Raw genomic sequence first — 21,705 nt, 5'->3', positions numbered from 1 at the left:
CGGGTTTTCTGGCACAAAATTTAGGATTGCTTTTCCCGATAACAACGTTATATGTTGGAGCAGTGGGGTGCGACAATAGCCTATTGCAAAGGAGACGCCGCATGCGTTCATTCATGCAAATCAAGATTTATCGCGGCAAGTTCATTGCATATGCGGTATTTGTGGTGTTCATCGGCCTGACGCTCGGCGTACTCACCTGCGCGGTACTGCTGGACCAATGGGTGGGAAATTCCAGGAACGAGGCCGCCGGAGCGTTCTCTCGGGTGGAAAACAGCCTTCAGTACGATGCCGACCGTATCGAAGCGTTCATGCAGCGAGTGTATTCCAACAGCGGATTGGTTTCCGACATTCGCAGTTTCTTGGGAAACAATGCGGAAGGCTATCTGACGAGCAGATTGCAAGGCAGTCAATATAACCGGCCGCTCGTCTCTTTTCCCGACGATATGAAATCCTTCCTGAGCAACGGAGGGAAGGGAGACATCACGCAGATCAGCCTGCATACCGAACAAGAGGGCAACGTGGTAAGCTTTGACGATAACGGCAATACGAGTTATCTGTTCCGTCTGCCCAATTCGGATGAAACGTTCCGCGAGACGATCCGGAAAGGATTCGTCTATCACAAAAAACTTTCGGATCCGAACCAAATCTCCCGCCAGCTGGGCGAATTCCGATTCCTGGTCAGCAGCGACAGGATTTTTAAAACGGTGCAAATTGACCATCTAAACGAAGCTGCTGCAGTCAGCGATTCCGGAGACGTGTACCTGATCGCCGGCAACGGCGGCGGCTCGGAGGAGCTGATTCGCCGGATCGTGGCGGATGGACGCACGCATGGCTTTCTGCCGACGGGATTACTGAACCGTACGTATTTCGTGACATTCCATTCCAACGAGTTCGATTACCGGTTCGTCAGCACCGTGGATTTAGCCTCGCTGATTCGTCAGAAAGCGAATGTGCTGCTCATCGTGTTTCTCATCGTACTCGCCGCGATGATCTGCGTCCTGCTGCTCATCGTTTACAATCTGCGCGAGGACGCGAACTTCCTGCGGCGCATTATCGTGTCCATCGGACGCGTGAAAACGGCGGATTTTACGCCGGCTAACCCGGCCCGCTACCGAAGGAACGAATACGGCATGATCGCCAGGGAATTGGACGATATGATTCGTCAGCTCGATCGGTATATCCGCACCAATTATCTGCTAAAGCTCAAGCAGCAAGAGACTGAAATGAAAGCGCTTCAGCATCAAATTAACCCTCACTTTCTGTACAATACGCTCGAGGTGATTCGTTCCTCCGCGCTGGTGAACAGCCCCGACCATACATCCGACGCCATTGCCACCTTGGGTGCCCTGTACCGTGATATCGTAAAAAACGAGAATATCATTTCGCTTGGCAGCGAGCTAAACTTGCTTCAACAATATTTAAAAATTATGGAATTCAAATATCCGGGCCGATTTTATTATCAGTTTAATGTGGAAGAGGCGTTAATTTCCTTGCCCACCGTCAAATTTTGGCTGCAGCCGCTGGCGGAAAACTTCTTCATTCACGGCTTTCATCCGGAGAGCGAGTTCAACCTGCTCCTTGTGAGCGGCTGGGAGGAAGAAGCACGCTTCGTGCTGGAGATCGTGGACAACGGCAATCGGATTTCCGAGGAGCGTCTGGCCGAAATCAGGAAGAGGCTCACCAGAGGCGACGACGCCCCGGCGGACAGCATTGGTCTGCGTAACGTTTATACCCGGCTGCGCTTTTTCTATGGGAAGGGTTTCTCCATGACAATCGACAATAACGAGGAAGCCGGCGTTAAAATAACCGTAATCCTATCCAAGGAGGCGACTAACGATGTACAAGCTGCTGATCGTAGATGACGAGCCGCAGATTTTGGAGGGAATGAAGCGAACGCTGGATTGGGAGAAATACGGCTTTGGCCGTATCGAAACGAGTGAGACGTATGAGGGCGCGATTTCGAAGGCGGTGGAGATATTGCCGGATTTGGCGATCTTCGACGTATGCATCGGCAAGCAGCGCGGTTACGATGCCATTCATAGGCTTAACGAGCTGCGTCTTCCTTCGAAATATATTATTATGAGCGGCTATGGCGAGTTCCAGTATGCGCTGGAGGCGATTCGCTGCGGAGCCAAGGACTACCTGCTTAAACCCGTCGATCGTTCGAAGCTGCAGCAGCTGGTCGAGAAGATTATCGTAGAGGATCTGAACGGTAAGCTGGCGGATAGCAATGATCTGGATCTGGACCCGGTACTCGGCGTACGCTATGACAGCCTGTCCAAGCTGACCAATCGCATTCTGCTCATCGTAAAGGCGGAGTATGCCCAGAACCTCAGCTTGAAGTCGGTTGCGGAACGTTTCCGCATGAACGGAACGTACCTCGGGCAGCTATTCCTCAAGGAGACGAAAAAGAAGTTTTCGGAATATTTAATGGCCTACCGGATGCTTCGCGCCAAGGAGCGCATACAGTCCACGGACGAGAAGATCATCAGCATCGCGTTATCCGTCGGATATCCCAATCTGAACTATTTCTATTCTCATTTCCACGCTTACTTCGGCAAGTCACCCTCGGATTTGCGGAGAAAGGAATAACGATGCCATGAGGGATCAACGGAATCTGAATCGTCTCGCTGCATCCTTCGTGCTCGTCATGATGCTGACGCTGCCTTTATCCGGCTGTTTCTCTGCATCCGGCAATGACGAGAAAGCCGCATCGACGGGTAATACGGTGAATTTGATCTATTACACGATCGGGGATCCAGACAAGGACCTGAAGATGGTCAACGACAAAATCAACGAGGTCCTGGCCAAGAAAATCGGCGTTACCATTACGTATATCAAAGTGGGCTGGCAAGAGTACGAAGACCGTCTGAACACCCTTGTGTCGGCGGGAACACCCTTTGACATCGCTTTTGCGCCGGAGTACGCAACCTACGCGCAGCGCGGCGCATGGCTGAGGCTGAACGACTACCTGTCGAAAGCGGGGAAGGAAATGTATGACGCAATCGACCCCATTTTCTGGCGAGGCGTAAGGATGGATGACGGCGGCATCTACGGCGTTCCGACCAATAAAGAATTAGCCGTTCGCGACCAGTGGATGTACCCGGATGCGCTGGTGAAGAAGTACCGTATCGACATCTCGAAGTACACAACGCTTGCTTCCCTCGAACCGCTGCTGCGGATGATCAAGGAGAAGGAACCGGCTTATCTGCCGATGGAGCTCGATAAGGAATCCCAAAACTTCTTCGCCTTGGATGGCTATGAATACGTATCGGATAAAACGCTGCCGCTCATGAGGAATGTCCTGGATCCCGATTCCCCGGTCGTGAATATTTTCGAGACCGACGAAGCCCGGAAAGTGCTTGACCTTCTTCGGCGCTACTATGTGGAGGGCTATATCAATGAGGACGCAGCCATGCGGGAAACCGAAGGGCTGAAGCGGGGCGCGCTGGTGTTCTGGAAAGCTGCGGGTGGGGGCCCGCTGGCGGAAAATAGCTGGAGCAAGGATCGCGGTTACAAGCTGGCAGCTTACCCTGTAACCCCTGCGATCATCACGACGGAATCCATTCGAGGGGGGATTATGGCCGTCAGCGCGGAAACGAAGCATCCCGTCGAGGCCGTAAAGTTTCTCAATCTGCTGAACACGGATTCCGAGGTGCGCAATCTGTTCAATTTCGGAATCGAGGGCGTGCACTACAGCCTGGATCATAACGGCCAGGTGGTGCCTATTCCGTCCAAGGACAAAAACGGCAATCCGATCCCGGACGCGATGCCGAGCTATGGAGGCGTGCAGTACACCCAGGGCAATTGGTTTATCCTGAAGACCATGGGTGGAGAATACCCGGATCCCTTGGACAAATGGAATCAATTCCGCGCCAGCAACAAAGAGGCGGTTGTATCGAGTACGCTGGGCTTTACCCCGGACTTGTCCCGGATGCCCATTCAGATGCAGAACATCCAGATGGTGTGGGAGAAATACTTCCCCAGCCTAATGACGGGCAGCGTGGACGTGGATTCGGTGCTGCCGAAGTTTAATGAGGAGCTTCGGCAGGCGGGCATCGACGAGGTGCGGTCCGAGGTGCAAAAGCAGCTTGACGCCTGGCGAGCCGCTCATTCGAAACTTGTAGGAGCTGCGGGCGGCTAATCGTTTTTAATACTCTCGTTCGACAATTTTCAATGAGAGAAACCTAATCTATCGTAGGACTATGGCATGATGCTCGCCAACACCTGGTATGGCAAAGTAATACCAAGGCATGCAAACCTATTGATAGGAGGATGTAAGGATGAACTATCACTTCTTTATAGGTAACGATAATGGGAATAGCGAGCATGATTTGATGATTGACGGTAGATTAATTCAGCAGCCCAATGTGAATTGTAGAGTGGACGAACTTCCGTGGCGGGAGGAGCAAGCGCCGGAGGGCTTCATTAAGAACCTGCAGGATCAGTTGGTTGTTACTATCGACTCACCGTCTGCGCAGCCGGGCATGTACTACATAGGGAAGTTTGCTCTGGAGAGCGGTGAAATTCTCGATAATATTCAGATCGGCATCGACTCTAAGAGCGAGATGGACTTGCCTGTTGTGAACACACTGGCGCAAATCGCCGCGGTCGCGGTACAAAAAGCCTATGAAGAGGAGAAGCATATCCCGGCCCAGCTCGACATTGAGGCCGACATGGCGACGGCGCTGCCGGTTACGCAGCATACGGATGAGACCTCCGCGAAGTTCGAGAAGCGGTTCACTTCGGGGAGGCATCACGTGACGGTACACCTCGGCATTCTCCGGGTATCGGTTAACATCGTATTTCCTTTCGTGAAAGTCGTTCCGGAAGCAACGCCAGTTATTTTTACTTTGCAAAAGGACGCTTCTGGCAATTGGCGGGAGGGCGAGATTTTTGCCGAATTTGCTGCCGCATACGGAATGGATAAGAAGTTCAATGGGAGTTTCTTCAAAGATAAAAGGATTCTCCATGTCGATATTGGCGACGGATCGACGGAGTATCCCATTACGGAGGGCAACCGGTTCTTGCGGCAATTCGTGCATGGCAGCCATCATGGAGCGGGCTATGCGATTGAAGAAGCGCTGCAGGAGTTCAACCGGTTGATCCATCTTCCGGACAGCCCTAGGCAGTTTTTCAGCGACGTGCTTAAGAACCCCAGGCATAAGTACCATGCCAGGGCGCTTAAAACACTTCGGAGACCACTGGAGAGTCAGGTTAAGCAAATTGTCCAGCATGTGAAGAAGCAGCTGACAAAAGCGCGTAACGAGATTGACTTGATCTGCGTTTACGGAGGCGGCAGTATTCTCATGCAGACCACTTTATACGCCTACTTGAAAGAGCTGTGCGACGTGCGCGAAATCAAGCTGTTCTATATTCCGGCCGAATTCGCTGTGGAGCTCAATGCGACAGGATTGGATGCTTTTGTACACGGCAAAATCTACGAGGCGCTGAAAAATAAAGCGGACCAGCCCGCTTAATCTAACGGAGCAAGCAGGTGAAGGCGATGAAGAAGACCAAGCTGGCGGGCGAGAACATTAGCCTGAAGACGAGGAAGAATGAGGATCCGCTTGTCATGGCATGGCTGAACATGCAGTCGAACCTGATGGATTCTCTTCGTTATCTCGTGGAGAACGAAATCATGCAGCATGGCGTCCGGAATTTGCAGATGTTTATCCCGATGGAGCGGGCTGGCATTTACGGACATGGCTCGTCAATTTCTCAACAAATGGCTGCAGCTGTAGAGGCAGAAGCCGAGGATCCAGCAGAAGCAGCAAAGGTTGCCATCTACGAAGATGAACAATCCATTATTCAAGAGGAAATTGACGATGAGGATATTGAAGCATGGAGCTAGTAGGAAGCGGTGGATGCGGTCTCACTTTGTGCGACAAGGTCATACGAAGTGAGACCAGGTAACACTCGGTAATACTAAGTAATACCAAGTAATACGCAGGATGACAAAGGTGTGCGCGGCACGGAAATGATAGAAAAGAGGGATGCAGGTATGTTGGAAATCATAATCATGACCTTTAATCTGCGCTATCCGGAAATCAATGACGGGTCTAATTATTGGCCGGAACGGATCGACCGAGCAACCGCCGTTATCAAAAATCATCATCCTATGCTTATCGGCACTCAAGAAGGCTACCACTCGATGCTCGAAGATTTGGAGACCCGTTTAAAGGAATACGATTGGGTCGGTCAAGGTCGGTTCGGCGAACATGAGAACGAGCACAATGCCATTTTTTATAACCGCGACGAGCTAATTGTTGAGGACAACGGACAGTTTTGGCTGTCGGAGACACCAGATTTGGAAGCTTCCGTTAGTTGGGGGAGCGCGTTTCCGCGGATCTGTACGTGGGCTCGGTTCCTTCATCGAAAATCCGGCCAATCGTTCTATCTTTACAATACCCATTTAGACCACCATAGCCAGGAAGCGAAAGACCGCGGAATCCAGGTAATAGGAAAATACATAGCCAAGCAGCGCGTTTTGAATGGACTTCCGGCTTTGCTCACAGGGGATTTCAACTCGTTTCCGGGTGAATTCCCGATACGCTTTTTGCGCGGCGAGATCGAGATGGATGGCAAGACAAGCGATTTGACGGACGCTTACTCCCGGATCAAAGGAAAGCCCGGTCTAACGGCCCATGACTTCAAAGGCGGGGATGACGGAGAACCGATCGATTATATTTTTGCTACTGCCGAATTCGAATTCTTGTCGGTGCAGGTTGAGCGCTGCCAAGTAAACGGAGGATATCCGTCAGACCACTATCCGGTTGTGGCAAAAACCAGACTCCTGTCAGGCTTATAACTTTTTAATGAATAGATCGCGATGCATAGAAATGATATTTAAGTTGGGGCCATCCGCAGAGGATGGCCCTTAAACTTGCTATTATTTCGGAAATGTATATTTTTAGTGGTTGCCAAATTTAAGGCGATTATGGATAATAAGCGATATCTTTGTTTATTTAATAAACAAACAAAGGGGAGAGGCATAACATCGGCAGGGCGAGTATAACGAAGCAAAGGACGGGTATTTTATATTAGAAATTGTTTTTTTTTATTCTATTTACCTGAACTTTAAATGAATTCTCGAAAATGTAAGGGCTTTTATTAAGTCTCGTAGACTAATGTTTAATGGAGAAAGTAAAGGAGCATTCATCATGAGTGATAACACACAGGTTGTTCAGCAAGAAGAGTATCGCAAGCTCAATCTTATAGAACGTATGGGCTACGGCTTCGGAGATTTTGCTCAAAATCTTGTTTTTGGTACTGTCGGAGGCTTTTTGGCCCTCTTTCTGACGACTGTCAATGCGATCGGTACGGCAACTGCGGGATTTATCTTCCTCTTTGTCCGTATCATCAATGTAATATGGGATCCGATGGTCGGGACTTATGTCGATAAACGCTCATCAAGAGCAGGTAAATACCGTCCTTGGTTACTTCGTGCAGGTATTCCGCTGGTTATCTTGGGTGCGCTGCTGTTTGCGCCTATTCCCGGCGTCCGTGGATCTATTCCTTTTATCTTTATTACTTATTTGTTGCTCGACTTGGTATATTCCGTCGTTAATATTCCTTACGGCTCGCTGAACGCCTCGTTGACTCGTAACCCTGAATCTGTTGACCAAATCACAACGACCCGCATGACGCTTGCAAATATTGCCAATCTTCTTGTTTATACTCTGTTTCCCATGTTTGTGCAAATGGTGGCGCCTAAAGATCGTTCACTTAAAGACACGGGTCTGTTTGGATTAAAACTGAACATGGGGACGTATACGGACCCTTCAGCAGATCATGCATGGTTTGGTGTTTATGCCGTTTATATGGTTATTGGCGCCATTGCGCTTTTCCTCTGCTACAAGTTTACGAAAGAACGCGTTGTTGCCAACGCCGAACAATCGGCACAAGTCAAAGTCTATGATTTCTTTGTTGAATTTAAGAATAATAAACCATTGATCATTTTGGGCATTTTCTTCATGCTGGCATTTACATTTATGTTTTTCATGAATACGGTTAATGGATTTTTCTATCAATATACGGTTGATCACTCCGACTGGATGGGTGCTGTGGGGCTGATTGCCTCGATACCTGGTATCGCTTTTACCGTATTCTGGCCAAAACTCAAGAAAATCTTCGGCAAAAAGGGCTTTTTCCATCTCTTCCTCGGTATGTTTGTTGTCGGCGAAATTCTGACTTGGATTTGGAGTCTCGATGGTATGCAAGATCAACTTTGGTTGGCCTATGTTTCGACATTCATCAAGCAGTGGGGCTTGTCCTCAGCGACAGGTTTCATGTGGGCGCTTGTTCCCGAAGTGGTTTCGTATGGCGAATTGAAGTCTGGTAAGCGCAATGCTGCTATCATCAACGCGATTATGGGGCTCTTCTTCAAGATTGGTTTTACGCTAGGCGGTGCCGTTCCATTGTGGTTCCTTGCAGCGTATGGATTTAATGGAGATGCTGAGCACCAGACGGCTAACGCCCTTTCTGGGATTAATATGACGGCTATTTGGATACCTGCTGTTCTTGCTATTGTTTCAATGATTGTCATGCAGCTCTATCCGCTGTCTGATAAGGACGTTGACAACATTAATAAAGAACTTGACGCAAAACGCGCTGAAATGAAAGAAATAGAAGCTTAAATCTAAAGAAGCCGATGATTGAACTCGAGAGAGTATTGAAAGGGCCATCCCCCAGGGGATGGCCCTTTTTTGTGATGAATCGGCTGAGATTTTTGATTTATTTTGATCGTTCCGTTGACAAATGAATGAATCGTTCATACACTATAAATAAATGAACGATTCATTCAACATATGAGGAGGAACTTTAAATGGGTGAAATTAATCAAGCCGAGTGTCAAAACGCAAGAGGAAAATATGTGTTAATTACAGGTGCTACGAGCGGGATCGGGTTAGCGGCTGCACAAGAGTTAGCCGCTAGAGGGGCGAATTTGGGCATCGTTGCGCGCAATGCGGCAAAAGCGAACGAGATTGCGGATAAACTGCGGGCGGCTTCCGGCAATCGGATAACGGTGGACGTATTCATCGCCAACATGTCCTCCCAGCAATCCATCCGCCGGGCGGCAGACGAGATATTGGCGAAATGCCCAAGGATCGATATTTTAATCAATAATGCGGGCGCCATGTTCGTTGACCATAAGCTGACGGAAGATGGACTAGAGATGTCCTGGGCGGTCAACCATATTGCACCTTTCTTGTTAACGACACTGCTCCTTGATAAACTGATGTTGAGCGAACATGCCCGCGTCATCACGACGTCGTCCCATGGCCACAAGATGGCCAGGAAGGGCATCCGATTCGATGATTTAAACGGAGAGCGTTGTTTTGGATTTTGGGGGAAAATGAAAGGCGGCCCTAACTTCCGATACGGCGAGACGAAGCTGGCAAACATTTTGTTCACTGCTGAGCTGGCGAAACGATTGCAAGGCACCAATGTTGACGCGTATTGCTTTGACCCGGGACTGGTCGACACGAATTTCAATCAGGATAACGGAAGGCTGGCCCGCATGACGATGGCTGTCATGAAGCGTTTTTCCCGAACTCCCGAGAAGGGCGCGGAGACGCTTGTATGGCTGGCAGATACTGACGCAAAGAATCTGGAAAGCGGACGTTATTACGCCGACAAGCAAATGACGACGCCGTCGGAGCAAGCCGGCAGCATGGAAGCGGCGAAGAAGCTGTGGGAAGTGAGCGAGGAGCAAATCCGTATATCGTAGACTTAAGCCGTGGGTCGACGCGCGAAAAGGAAGAAGGATAAATGATGCCAAGAATAGCAAAAGCGCAAGCCGAGCAAGCGTTCGACGGACGCAAGGATCAGATCAAAAAGGCGGCTCTTAAAATATTTGCGGAGAAAGGGCTCGCCGGCACGAAGATGAGCATGATCGCGGAGGAGGCCGGCATCAGTCAGGGCTTATCTTACCGCTATTTCGAGTCTAAAGACGAGATTTTCGCGCTTCTCGTGGAAGAGGCGATCGAGGAATCCCGGAATGCCGTAGGGGATATCAAAAAGCTGCCAGGTTCCCCTCTTGAGCAATTAAGAGCGTTCACGCTTCGAATGTTGGATGAGAACCACAAGCTCTATTTCCTGCTTGTTCAACAGGCGCAAACGTCGGAGGGCGTTCCAAGCAGGGCGAGAGAAGCCATCGGGCGGTATTCTCCCCAGGACACCATCGAGCAGATAATCCCAATATTCGTCCAAGGGCAACAAGAAGGACAATTCGCAGAAGGCGATGCCTACAAGCGTTTGATATTATTTCTATCGGTTGTGAACGGTCTAATGCTTCAAGATGCAAAGGCCGTCGGAATGGATTGGACGCAAGAAGTTGACCGTCTGATGAACATCTTGACGAGATAAATGAAACAATGAGGAGAACCATAGTAAAAATAACGTAATATCGGGGCATAGCAACAATATTTCCCCCATAGACGTATGAACTTGCGAGCGCTACACTAGGGAAGGCGACAGAGAATAAACATAGTGGGAGCTTGTAAACGTGACTTTATCAGACCATACTCCATCCTGGAAGAAGCTTAGTCTTTATGCCGTAACCTGGCCGATTTTCGTGGATTCCGTACTCCGGATGCTGCTGGGCACGGTTGACGTGTTTATGTTAAGCCGCATCTCCGACAAGGCGACGGGCGCAGTCGGCTTAGCCAATGAAATTATTTATTTCTGTATCATGATGTTCGGCTTTGTTGGCATAGGCACAAGCGTTGCGGTTTCTCAGTATATTGGTGCCGGTCGTGCGAAAGAAGCGGGCCGTATTTCCGCGATGGCGATCTCGATGAACCTGATCTTCGGGATACTCGTCAGCATCGTTCTCGTATGTTTTGGGGAAGCGCTGCTGCGTCTGCTGAACTTAAACCCCGAACAAATCGGAATCGCAAACCGCTATTTAAAGATTATCGGCGCATTTATTTGGGTCGAGGCGCTTTCTTACGCGGTTTCGTCGGTCATCCGTTCGACCGGAAACACAAAGAGCGTTATGTTTGTAACGCTAGGCGTCAACCTCCTCCATATGGGAGGCAATTATTTGCTTATTTTCGGCAGCCTGGGCTTCCCGGAATGGGGAGTTACGGGAGCCGCCATCTCAACGGTCGTCAGCCGTTTGCTTGGCATCGTTGTTCTTTTTATCCTTTTGTACCGCCGATCGGCCGCACCGATTCGAAGGAAGGATTACGTGAGCTGGAACGGTTCTTACGCCAAAAAAATCCTGAGCATCGGCCTGCCTGCCGCGGGGGAGCATCTCTCTTACCAATCGCAGTACTTGATGATCATTGGCTTCGTCAATATGATTGGCATTACCGCGTTAAACACGCATGTGTACGTCATGAATGTATCGAACTATTTTATGGCGCTGGCGCTGGCGATTGGGATGGGGACGGAGATTATCGTCGGACAAATGGTCGGCGCGGGAGAAATGCAGGAAGCCTACCGCAGACTGATGAAAAGCGTAAGAGTCAGCTTCTTGTTGACCTTTGCTGTCGTTGGCGTGGCTGCGATATTCCGGCATGAGTTGATTGGAATGTTTACGAAGGACCCTGACATTATTGCGGCCGGAGCGGGTATATTTTTGCTTTCCATTATACTTGAGCCCGGCCGAACCTTTAATATGGTCATTATCAATTCGCTGCGCGCCGCCGGGGATGCGCGATTCCCCGTTTTAGCGGGCGTCATTTCCATGTGGGGAGTCTCGGTGCCGCTTGCTTATTTGCTGGGCGTTCATTTCGGGATCGGCTTGCTTGGCATATGGATTGCGTTCACGGTGGACGAATGGCTGCGCGGGGTTATGATGCTGCTTCGCTGGAGAAGCAGGGTATGGGAGAAGAAAGCATTAGTAAAACCGGTTTCCGTCGCTCCGGATAACGGCGCGGGAGCACAGGCATAAGCTGAAATATTGCATATTGTCACACCGCACGAAACCCGGTCATTTAGACCGGGTTTCGGTTTTGTAATGCAATCCGCATTACTTTGAATTGTTTTGCATCTTAGGTTTTCCTTGATCGTTCGGGTCGTTAGACCGTGAAGGGCTGCTCTTTGGGGTGTTGTTATCGGGCTTTGCCTTTGTGCTCACTGTACATTCACCTCCTGTATGATCCATAAAGAGTATTCCAACAAACCGATTTTCTTATTAAATTGGACTTAGAGCTGTCGTTTCCAGAAACGGCCCTGCGCGATTCCGTTAATGAACGCTTCAATCGTGGAATGAGTTAAATCGTACACTCCGGCCTCGTCCAATTTCACCCTTGCCGACGCTAACGCTTGATCATCGCTGACAGCGAGCGCCAACGGTTTATAGTGCTTATACGCCGTTTCGATGAATGCCAAGGCGGGTGCCGGAATCGAAGGCCCGCTGCTAACCAATAATACGGCATCGTAGAGAGTAGGGTCGGTCGTCTCAAAGGTAGCCGTTACTTTCAGCGGGTTAGGCAAATCATGGAGCTTACGGCCGACAATCGTATAATTAACGTTTTGTTCCGTCAGAGCCGTCGTCCATTCGGCAAACCGTTCCACATCAGGATCGCCAACCCGGACGATTGCGACTTTTTTCGTATCCGGGAGAAGGACCGTGTCGGCCATGCTGAGAGCGGGAGATTTTTTGTCGGATTTCACTTCCATGTTGTCCTCGGGAAGAGGGGCACCGATTTGGTCTGCCACTTCTTGCGCCAGGCTGCGATCGATATGATTCAACAGGGCAACCGCGTTTGCTTTTACGGGATCGGATTTGCACTTGCCCAGCTCAAAGCAGAAAGCCTTCTTTACATGCTCTCGTTCGTAAGGAGCCAGACTATTGTAGAAAAGTTTCGCTTGCGAATAGAAGTCCAGGAAGCTTTCGCTGCGTCCTCTGATTTTGCGTCCGTCAATCCGCTCTTGATAATGCGCATAACCCCCGTGCTCTTCGGGGACCGGTGCGGGCTGATTGGCGTTCAAGCCGTTCCGATGGTAGCTGGTTTGTCCCTGATGAATGTTCATCTGATGCATGCCGTCGCGTTGATTGTTATGGAAGGGGCAAACAGGCCGGTTGATCGGAATTTGGTGGAAATTGGGGCCGCCTAGCCGAGATAGCTGCGTGTCGGTATAGGAGAATAACCGCCCTTGCAAAAGGGGATCGTTCGAGAAATCGATACCGGGCACGACATGACCGGGGTGGAAGGCGACCTGCTCCGTCTCCGCGAAGAAATTGCTGACATTCCGGTTCAACGTCATTTTGCCGACCCGTTTCACGGGAACTTCCTCTTCGGGCCACAATTTGGTGGGGTCCAGCAGATCAAAATCGAATTTATGCTCATCCTCTTCCGGAATAAGCTGCAAGCCAAGCTCCCACTCCGGATATTGGCCTTTTTCGATCGCTTCGTATAAATCCTCTCTGTGAAAATCCGGATTTTTGCCCGCGATTTGCTGAGCTTCATCCCAAACCAAGGCATGCATCCCCAAGACAGGCTTCCAATGAAATTTGACGAAATGAGATCGCCCTGCGGCGTTCACGAGCCGGAAGGTATGCACGCCAAAGCCTTCCATCATGCGAAGGCTGCGCGGAATGGCCCGATCGCTCATGACCCACATTACCATGTGGGCCGTCTCCGGATTTTGCCCGACAAAATCCCAGAACGTATCGTGGGCGCTGGCCCCTTGCGGGATTTCGTTATGCGGTTCGGGCTTCACGGCGTGGACGAAATCGGGGAACTTGATGGCATCCTGAATAAAGAAAACGGGCATGTTGTTGCCTACCAGGTCATAGTTGCCCTCATCCGTGTAAAACTTGGTCGCGAAGCCGCGCACGTCCCGAACGGTATCGTTTGATCCCCTTGATCCTTGCACCGTTGAGAAACGCACGAATACAGGCGTGATTTTGGAGGGATCCGTAAGGAAATCGGCCTTGGTGAACTCCTCCAGGGACTCATAAAGCTGAAAAAATCCGTGAGCGCCAACGCCGCGCGCATGAACGACTCGCTCGGGGATGCGCTCGTGATCGAAGTGAGTCATCTTCTCGCGAAAGTGGAAGTCCTCCATCAGAGTAGGGCCGCGTTGCCCTGCCTTTAGGGAGAACTCGTCCTCGGCCATTTTGAGCCCCTGGTTGGTGGTCAAATCATGCCTACCCTCACTGTTAACGGTATATTTCTTTAATTGCTCCGTTTTCTTATTGTCCATATGATAATTCCTCCTAGCCGTGTATAAGAACCCTACGTTCAAATACCCTATTTGCTAGGATTTAATCTTGGCAGACGAAGAAAATAGCCCTCAGCCTTTGTTTCTTTCCATAAACGCTAGAATTTCATCAAGGGATTGATTCTGTTTTTCCGTTGTCAACGGCTGAAATAAATCCCCTTTTTCGCTTATTCTTCCCGCTATATTCAACATCGTAAAGTCCGTAGGCTGAACCCCTTCTGCTAGTTCCGGCCATGTTAACGGGGCGGCAACGGTTGCATTCGGCTTGGCTCGCGGGGAGTATACGACAGGCATGGTTCTTCCTCTCCACAGCTGCAAGTAATCGAAATAAAGCTTGTCTCCTCTTTTTGAAACGACTCTTTCAAGCGTAATCCGCTCCGGCATTTGCTCTCTAAAATAATTTGCAATAAAAGCCGTTATTTTTCTAGTTTGTTCAAACGTATAAACCGGCTCAATAGGTACAAAAACCTGAAGCCCTGAAGAGCCCGAGGTTCTCGGTACGGAAGACAATCCAAGGGATTGAAGAAGCTCCTTCAGCATTAATGCTACCTCGATGACGCGATGAAAGCTTTTGTCATCGGGAGGGTCCAGATCAAAAACCATTTCCATGGGGTAATCGGTTTTATCGTAACGGTCAAATGGAACGTGAAATTCAACAGCACCGTAATTTGCGGCCCACACCAAGGTAGACGTATCGTTTAATAGGATTCGCTCCTTATTTTTATAGAAAACTTGGCTTACCCATTCCGGTGCGGACGCGGGGACGGACCTTTTTTCAATTTTCTTTCCGGTTATTCCATGCGGATAGAGCCACACCATTAGCAGTCTATTTTTTGCATGTTGAATCATGTAAGGCGACACACTGACCAAATAGTGAATATAGTCGAGCTTTGAAATCCCCTGCGACTCCCAAATGATGCGGTCGGGATGCGTAATTTCAATTCTTTTGCCATCAACGACGACTTCCTCCACGCGCGAAAAGCCCCCAGTGTTTTTCTATATTTTCAATCCTTTTTGCTCAAACTATGTATTATCCAAAAAACGGAGTGATCAGTGTGGAGCCTATTTTACCGATGGAGCCCATGAAGAGCGCCGCCATTCCAACAGGAGAAGAATGGATCGCACAGGTAAAATGGGATGGTGTCCGGATTTTAACCTATGCCGATCGCGGCGAAGTAAAGCTTTATAACCGCAAGCAGAATGAGAGGACCATGCATTATCCGGAGATTACAAACCTGCGCGAATATTGCAGCAGTCCATCCGTCATTTTAGACGGTGAGGTGATCTCCTTAGGCGATCATGGCAAGCCATCCTTTCAACGGGTAATGAGGCGGGACGGTGTAAGGAACGGGGATCGGATAAGAAGGGCCATCGAGACAGTGCCGATTTTTTATATGATATTCGACATTATCTACTTCAATGGGGTGTGGATTCATGATAAGCCGTTTCATGAAAGAGTTGAGTTATTATCTCGAGTCATTACACCCAACAAGCATATACAGCTGGTTCCGTCGGTTCCCCATACCGAAAGCTTATTTGACGCAGTAAAACGGCAAGAAATGGAGGGGATTGTGCTTAAAAGAATAAATTCCTCCTATGCTATCGGGAAGAAAAAGGATGACTGGCTAAAGGTGAAAAATTTTCAGGATCTCATCGCCGTCATTGGCGGATTTACTCTAGGCCATAATACGATTAATTCGATTTTGCTCGGATTATACGATTCCGTTGGAAGGCTGCATTATGTGGGGCATACCGGCACAGGGAAAATGACGGTTAAGGATTGGAGAGAGCTGACTGAAGAATTGAGCGGAAGCGTTACCGGCGATCACCCTTTCGATCATCTCCCGCCGCGTCATAAGGATGCCATATGGGTACGGCCGGAGAAGACCGTAAAGATCAAATATGCGGAATGGACGGAAGGCGGATCGCTCAGGCAGCCGAGTATCGAGGGATTTGTTGAATTTCCGCCGGATGAATGCTTGCTTAATAGAAGTTAAAAAAGGAGCCGATGAACGAGAAATGGATCATTCCTTTGTCATCTTGCCTGAAGAGCAAGCACCTGAAGGCTTAGAGCATTGCGCGCTATGCGAGTTGTCCAAGCAACGGACTCGCGTCATTTGGGGGGAGGGAAATCCGGATGCTCCCCTTATGATGATATTGGATAATCCGGGAGCCCGGGAGGACAGGGAAGGCAATTCGTTTCTATGCGGCACAAGGGAAGCGTTACAGCTTGGGCTAAGGGAGGCAGGGATAGACAAAAACGATGTATATGTAACCTTCTTGCTCAAATGCCGGCCGAGGCGCGCCTACAATAAGCCTGAAGCGAGAACGGCCTGCCTTTCTCATTTACGGCAGCAGCTGCTCCAGAAGCAGCCGACTGTTCTGTTTGGATTCGGTAATGTCGTTGCGGAAGCCTTATTTCCGGACAAGGAGATTGCCAGCGTCAAGGAAATGCGAGGCAGCTGGCATGAGTTTCAGGGTACGCCGATCAGCTTTACTTACCATCCGCTGGCCGTGCGAAGACGGCCTAACTTATTCAAGTTCTTTATAGAGGATTTGAGATTCTTGAAGAAGAAGTGGACGGAAATTAGTCAGACCAAACAAGGCTGAGCCGAAGCGAATCGGTTCAGCCTTGTTTGGTTGTCTTCCATACGAGAGGCAAATAAATCGTGTCCACGATCTCAAGAACAGCCTCGTCGGTCAGCGGCGTATGCGTGGTGAGCAGCTCGTACCGCACAAGGTCAACCGGAAGGGTGATCACGCGCTCCGCCAGCCCTTCGAGAACGACCTCGCCCCGCTTTTCGGCGTTCTTCAAAATATTCGTCATGGCGATGGACAGCGGATCCTCCGCTCTTGGCGACAACGTCATCTTGGCGTGAAGCTCGTCCCCGTGCAAATCCACCATCAGGCCATGAATGGTCTCGGCCCCAATCAGCTGCATGGGCTTAATAATCCGATCCATTAAGGAAAGGACGTCATCCCGCAAGCTGCCCGTATCGGGAGTGTCGAGGGAGGGCTTGGGCATATGCTTGATCATTGCGGCGATGACCAGCTTCGCCTTATTCGGCCACCTGCGGTAGACGGCGGTCTTATTGGTCTTGGCCCGGGTTGCAACGGCCTCCATCGTCATTTTGGAGTAACCGGCTTCCCGCAGCTCCTCCCATGCAGCGGTCAATATGGCGTTCTCCAGAACGTCCCCGCGTCTCCGCGATCCTCCCGCTTGTTGTTCCTCGTCGTTCGTTTTTCGATCTTGCCGCGAATCCGTCATATCTTGTTCCAACTCCCGCGTTGTGTTAGGACAACGTCCTTCTAGACTCTTTGTAAATAGTATATTGCATTTTCGCTAGAATTATAATATTGTATTCCAATAAGGTACGGTACGTACCGTACCCTAAATGGCAGAGAGGTGAATAACGATGGTCAAAAGCCAAGCGGAGGCAGTCAAAGCACCAAAGGAAAAGATGGATCCCGGCATTTTAAAAATCGCGCTTATTCTTGTTCTCGGAGCTCTTGTTCCCTTGCTGGACTCAACCATGATTAACGTGGCAATCGATACGCTTGCGGTTGATTTGCACAGTACGGTATCGACCACGCAATGGGTAATAACGGGATACGTACTCACGATGGGACTTGCGGTTCCGGTATCGGGATGGGCTATACAGCGATTCGGCGGGAAGAACTTATATCTGTTCTCCCTGGGGCTGTTTCTAGTCTCTTCGCTCCTATGCTCGCTGGCATGGAACACCGAAAGCTTGATTGGCTTCCGGCTATTGCAAGGAGCTGGCGCGGGGCTGCTCGTCCCTACGATCACGAACGTGCTGGTTCAATCGGCTGGCGGAAGCGGGCTCGGAAGGCTAATCGCGCTTATTAGCATCCCAACGCTAATCGGTCCGATTCTTGGACCGGTAATTGGCGGACTCATTATGGACAACATGAGCTGGCGTTGGATCTTCTACGTTAACATCCCGGTTATGCTGGTCGCGTTATGGCTGTCCTGGCGGCACATTCCCAAAGGCGAGGCTGCCGCGAAGAAACCGAAATTCGACATTCTTGGACTTGTGCTATTGTCTCCGGCATTCGCGGCCCTGATCTACGGGATTTCAGAGATCAGCTCCGACGGGCTTTCTTCGGCGGAGGCCATCATTCCGCTTGCGGCGGGTATTGTGTTGATGGCCGCTTATATCGTATATGCGTTGCGAACGAAGCAAGCACCATTGCTTGATTTGCATCTTTTCCGTTCCCGGCACTTCCTGGCATCCAACATCATTTTGTTCTTCTCGGGTATGGTCATGAATGGCGCCATGCTGCTGCTCCCGCTCTATTACGAGCAGGTTCGCGGCGAAAGCGTTCTGACGACGGGGCTTCTCTTGATTCCTCAAGGGGTTGGGATGCTGCTTACGAGGAGCTGGATCGGAAAACTGGCCGACCGCGTGGGTTCAAGAAACATTGTGCTTGTCAGCTTGGCGGTCACGCTGCTGTCCAGCATTCCGTTCGCTTTGGCCGGAACGGATACGAGCCATATCGTGCTTGGCGCGGCGCAGCTTGTACGCGGGGCGGCGATGAACGGGATCTTTATTCCGATTATGGTATCGGCTTATGAAGGACTGCAGAAGGAGCAAATTCCGCATGCAAGCATCTCGACGCGGATTTTCCAGACGATTGGGGGAGCATTCGGTTCGGCTGTCTTGGCAACGGTTATCGGACATCAGCTGAAAAGCGGAACCGGCGGGAGCCTCGCTTCGCTTGCCGATGCTTATCAGGTTGCTTTCTGGTGGTCGGCCGGGTTTGCGGCCGTGTCCTTTCTTCCTGCTTTATTATTATCCAACCGCAAGAAACAAAAAGCGGATTAAACTTATCCGCTAAAAGGCCATCTGGCAGGATGGCCTTTTTATTTTTGTTCATTTGTCCGAACCGGCCAGGAGCACCAGCCTAAAACTAAAATTAAGGCGTCGAAATAATGGACGGCTGCTCGACAAAAATATCAAATATATTACATTTATCGGCGAAATGTTCAGTATATTCAGTATAGTAAAATTACTTGCGCAGTAGGTATACTAGAAGTATGCCTATTCGTGTACATACAATATAAACGGCCAGTATTATAATAAGCTGCAACGCAGAACAATTGCAGCAGATCGGGGATAAGTACGGATGCAGGAAAAGGAAGGCGCCGCAGGAATCAAAAGAAATGACATCCATCTGAGTCAGCTGGCTTCCGTGGGGCAAATAGCCGCGGGAATCGCTCATGAGGTTAAAAATCCCCTGACTGCCGTTAAGGGCTTTTTACAGCTTCTCAAAGAAAAGAACGAACGCAAGTACATAGAGATTGCCGAGTCGGAGCTGGGTAACGCGATTAATATCCTGCAAAATCTTTTGCATGTATCCAAGCCCGATTTGGAGGAAGAGCCGTACGTTGCGATCGATCTGTCGGTAGAACTGGATTCGTTAACCCAGCTGTTTCAGGATCAAATGTACCGGGTTTCGGTTCATACGAATTTACGAGATCCGGGCTCTTACATCAAGGGCAAAAAGAATCAGCTTAAAAAGGTTTTTTTCAATTTGCTTAAAAACGCCTTTGAGGCGATTCCGGGTAACGGATCTATTTCGATTGAACACATGGCGACGGAGAATGAAGTGATCGTCTGTATTCAAGACAGCGGGGTCGGTATTCCCAAAGAAAAGCTTGGATTGCTCGGAACGCCATTCTATACGACGAAGGAAAACGGAACGGGCATGGGATTAACTCTCGTTTTCTCCGTCATTTATCAGCATAATGGAGCAATCGAAGTGCAAAGCTCGGAAAATGAAGGCACCAAGTTTACCATCACATTTCCGAAAGGAACAAACCATATAAAATGGAAAGAGGTAGTTTATGTGGAATTGGAAGCCACAATGAATATGAAAGACTTCTTTATCATTAACCGGGATAATTTCGAACAAAGGCTGTTGCTCGAAGCAGTTAACGTGCGGGATAAAATTGAGGAGATCCTCACCATCGGCAATATCAATCTGCTGGATAACGCGCACAAGCTGGTCCTCTTCATCATCGACGGGAAGGAGCACGAGACGATTGCCTTTGCCAAGCAGGAGGGAGTCACTTGGGCAAAGCATTCTTTAACCCTCGCATTCAAGCTGGAGTGGGTTCAGGCAGTACGGCGTGTCATGTGGGACTTCCTGTACAATTACGACCGTCTGAACAATCATAACGATAGCAAAGAACATTATTACAGCATGGAGAAGAGCATTAACCAACTGATGGATCAATTCCTCAATCAGTTTTTTATAAGCTACTCTTTATTCAAGGATGATCTCATCCAGGCGCAGCGGGCAATGGTAGAAGATTTGTCCGTTCCGATTATTCCGCTAACGAAAGCAACCTCCATTCTGACTCTGATCGGGACGATTGACGAGATCCGGGCCAACATCATTGAGGATAAGGTTATATCGCAAATCGGCAACAACCGGATTGAAACGTTAATTATAGATATGTCAGGCGTCATGGGGATGGAGGAGAGCGTCATCAGACAGCTTATCCATGTCTTCGACGGGATTCAAATGATGGGCTGCCAGCCGATTGTGACCGGACTTAGGCCGGAGATCGTGAAGAGTATGATCCGGTCAGGCATATCCTTTGAACATAAAGCCATAACCAAAGGAACGCTTCAACAAGCACTGGAGGATTACCTGACTATCAGGTAAGCGAATCTGCGGAATTGTCATGAACAAGTTCCTGATTAGAGGCTGTCTGCCAAACATTTTTTGGTATAATATCTGATAGATTAGCAATCCTGTAAATAGGAAAATTTCGTGAGAGAAGAGGAATGGGAATGTCCTACACCGTTGATTTTAAAAATGTGTCTACCGTTGGCCTGGAATCCTCGCCTGTGGCCGAAGCGCTGGCCGGTCTTCGCGCCAACGAAGCCCGCTATTTCATGACCAAGTACAAGCATGAGTTTACGGTTGTACCCGCCAGCGAAAGTCAGGAAGCACTGGATTACGTGAACCGGATCTTGCAGGAACGCAATATCGAATTCTCGGCAAAACCGTTGGAGACTTCGCAGTTCCAAGTAGAGAACATCAAATTTACCTACGTCTTTTATGAAGACGGACTAGCACTTAACGTGATGTACACGGTAGACGATGCGAAGAAGAGGGCCGTTGGGTTCAAGCTTTCCGAAGGCATGGAGATTCCGCAGGAGCTGGAAGGGAAATTCAAATTCGCCAGACAGAAATCCAAGCTGGCCGGCACGATTCGCGGCTCGTTTTTCGTTATTAAAGGCGAATACTAAGAGAATAACTGGAAGAACGGATTCACGAACGGGTTAGAAGGCTTATAACCGCCATCCGCTCAAATCCAACAGGCTGCTCCTTTTATAAGGGGTGGCCTGTTTGCCGTTCATAATCTAATAAAATGTTGTCAACAGTATGATTGACAAAACCTCGTTTTCCTTTTGTTGTTCTGGCGCGAGGCATCATTTACGATGATAGTAACCCGGGCGGCACTGCCGGCCCGGGTAAAAA

The 21,705-nt window shown here is 49.6% G+C and carries 18 protein-coding genes; 15 read left to right on the top strand and 3 right to left on the bottom strand.

The window, feature by feature from the left end; translation table 11 throughout:
• Positions 1-101 precede the first annotated feature (101 nt).
• The 10 genes from FHT67_RS24035 to FHT67_RS23990 all read left to right on the top strand — a co-directional run bounded on the left by FHT67_RS24035 (position 102) and on the right by FHT67_RS23990 (position 11,905).
• Positions 102-1,862 (top strand): sensor histidine kinase, encoded by a 1,761-nt coding sequence (locus FHT67_RS24035; protein ID WP_167201563.1) that lies wholly within the window; start codon positions 102-104, stop codon positions 1,860-1,862.
• Positions 1,837-2,592: a response regulator transcription factor gene (locus FHT67_RS24030; protein WP_132308149.1), complete on the top strand. Its 756-nt coding sequence runs from the start codon at positions 1,837-1,839 to the stop codon at positions 2,590-2,592. Before FHT67_RS24035 ends, FHT67_RS24030 begins: the two co-directional genes overlap by 26 nt.
• 7 nt (positions 2,593-2,599) lie before the next feature.
• Positions 2,600-4,144, top strand: a complete 1,545-nt coding sequence (locus FHT67_RS24025) for an ABC transporter substrate-binding protein (RefSeq protein WP_167201562.1) — start codon at positions 2,600-2,602, stop codon at positions 4,142-4,144.
• A 139-nt stretch (positions 4,145-4,283) separates the two neighbouring features.
• Positions 4,284-5,480, top strand: coding sequence for a ParM/StbA family protein (locus FHT67_RS24020; RefSeq protein ID WP_167201561.1), 1,197 nt, complete (start codon positions 4,284-4,286; stop codon positions 5,478-5,480).
• A gap of 26 nt (positions 5,481-5,506) precedes the next feature.
• On the top strand, positions 5,507-5,854 hold the full coding sequence (locus FHT67_RS24015) for a hypothetical protein (protein ID WP_167201560.1): 348 nt from the start codon (positions 5,507-5,509) through the stop codon (positions 5,852-5,854).
• 150 nt (positions 5,855-6,004) lie between these two features.
• Positions 6,005-6,811: an endonuclease/exonuclease/phosphatase family protein gene (locus FHT67_RS24010; protein ID WP_167201559.1), complete on the top strand. Its 807-nt coding sequence runs from the start codon at positions 6,005-6,007 to the stop codon at positions 6,809-6,811.
• A 352-nt stretch (positions 6,812-7,163) separates the two neighbouring features.
• Entirely contained in the window at positions 7,164-8,639 is a 1,476-nt protein-coding gene (locus FHT67_RS24005; protein ID WP_132308159.1) for an MFS transporter, read from the top strand.
• Between the two features lie 188 nt (positions 8,640-8,827).
• Complete coding sequence (locus tag FHT67_RS24000) at positions 8,828-9,733, top strand: SDR family NAD(P)-dependent oxidoreductase (protein ID WP_167201558.1); 906 nt, start codon at positions 8,828-8,830, stop codon at positions 9,731-9,733.
• Between the two features lie 41 nt (positions 9,734-9,774).
• Positions 9,775-10,371 (top strand): TetR/AcrR family transcriptional regulator, encoded by a 597-nt coding sequence (locus FHT67_RS23995; RefSeq protein WP_243711677.1) that lies wholly within the window; start codon positions 9,775-9,777, stop codon positions 10,369-10,371.
• 139 nt (positions 10,372-10,510) lie between these two features.
• Positions 10,511-11,905: an MATE family efflux transporter gene (locus FHT67_RS23990; RefSeq protein WP_167201557.1), complete on the top strand. Its 1,395-nt coding sequence runs from the start codon at positions 10,511-10,513 to the stop codon at positions 11,903-11,905.
• Between the two features lie 254 nt (positions 11,906-12,159).
• Here FHT67_RS23990 and FHT67_RS23985 read toward each other — a convergent pair whose 3' ends face one another.
• The gene (locus FHT67_RS23985; RefSeq protein WP_167201556.1) at positions 12,160-14,166 is read right to left on the bottom strand and encodes a catalase; all 2,007 of its coding nucleotides are present in this window, start codon (positions 14,164-14,166) and stop codon (positions 12,160-12,162) included.
• 90 nt (positions 14,167-14,256) lie between these two features.
• Positions 14,257-15,156 (bottom strand): non-homologous end-joining DNA ligase, encoded by a 900-nt coding sequence (gene ligD / locus FHT67_RS23980; RefSeq protein ID WP_167201555.1) that lies wholly within the window; start codon positions 15,154-15,156, stop codon positions 14,257-14,259.
• A gap of 101 nt (positions 15,157-15,257) precedes the next feature.
• Between ligD and FHT67_RS23975 the strand changes: the two genes are divergently transcribed.
• Together FHT67_RS23975 and FHT67_RS23970 are read left to right on the top strand one after the other, a co-directional pair.
• The gene (locus tag FHT67_RS23975) at positions 15,258-16,181 is read left to right on the top strand and encodes an ATP-dependent DNA ligase (protein ID WP_243867426.1); all 924 of its coding nucleotides are present in this window, start codon (positions 15,258-15,260) and stop codon (positions 16,179-16,181) included.
• Positions 16,182-16,203: 22 nt separating this feature from the next.
• A complete protein-coding gene (locus FHT67_RS23970) occupies positions 16,204-16,794 on the top strand; it encodes a uracil-DNA glycosylase (protein ID WP_167201554.1) in 591 nt (196 codons plus the stop codon).
• A 16-nt stretch (positions 16,795-16,810) separates the two neighbouring features.
• On the opposite strand, the gene FHT67_RS23965 is transcribed toward FHT67_RS23970, so the two are convergent.
• On the bottom strand, positions 16,811-17,452 hold the full coding sequence (locus FHT67_RS23965) for a TetR/AcrR family transcriptional regulator (protein WP_167201553.1): 642 nt from the start codon (positions 17,450-17,452) through the stop codon (positions 16,811-16,813).
• Positions 17,453-17,600: 148 nt separating this feature from the next.
• On the opposite strand from FHT67_RS23965, the gene FHT67_RS23960 reads away from it, so the two are divergent.
• The 3 genes from FHT67_RS23960 to FHT67_RS23950 all read left to right on the top strand — a co-directional run bounded on the left by FHT67_RS23960 (position 17,601) and on the right by FHT67_RS23950 (position 21,473).
• The gene (locus FHT67_RS23960) at positions 17,601-19,034 is read left to right on the top strand and encodes an MDR family MFS transporter (RefSeq protein ID WP_132308175.1); all 1,434 of its coding nucleotides are present in this window, start codon (positions 17,601-17,603) and stop codon (positions 19,032-19,034) included.
• A gap of 301 nt (positions 19,035-19,335) precedes the next feature.
• Complete coding sequence (locus FHT67_RS23955; RefSeq protein WP_167201552.1) at positions 19,336-20,883, top strand: ATP-binding protein; 1,548 nt, start codon at positions 19,336-19,338, stop codon at positions 20,881-20,883.
• Between the two features lie 128 nt (positions 20,884-21,011).
• A complete protein-coding gene (locus FHT67_RS23950; protein WP_132308179.1) occupies positions 21,012-21,473 on the top strand; it encodes a phage tail protein in 462 nt (153 codons plus the stop codon).
• Positions 21,474-21,705: the final 232 nt, after the last annotated feature.

This window comes from Paenibacillus sp. BK720 (assembly GCF_011761545.1).
Classification (GTDB): Bacteria; Bacillota; Bacilli; order Paenibacillales; family Paenibacillaceae; genus Pristimantibacillus.
The sequence above is the reverse complement of the archived record's forward strand: the minus strand, read 5'-3'. Positions and strand labels throughout refer to the sequence as shown.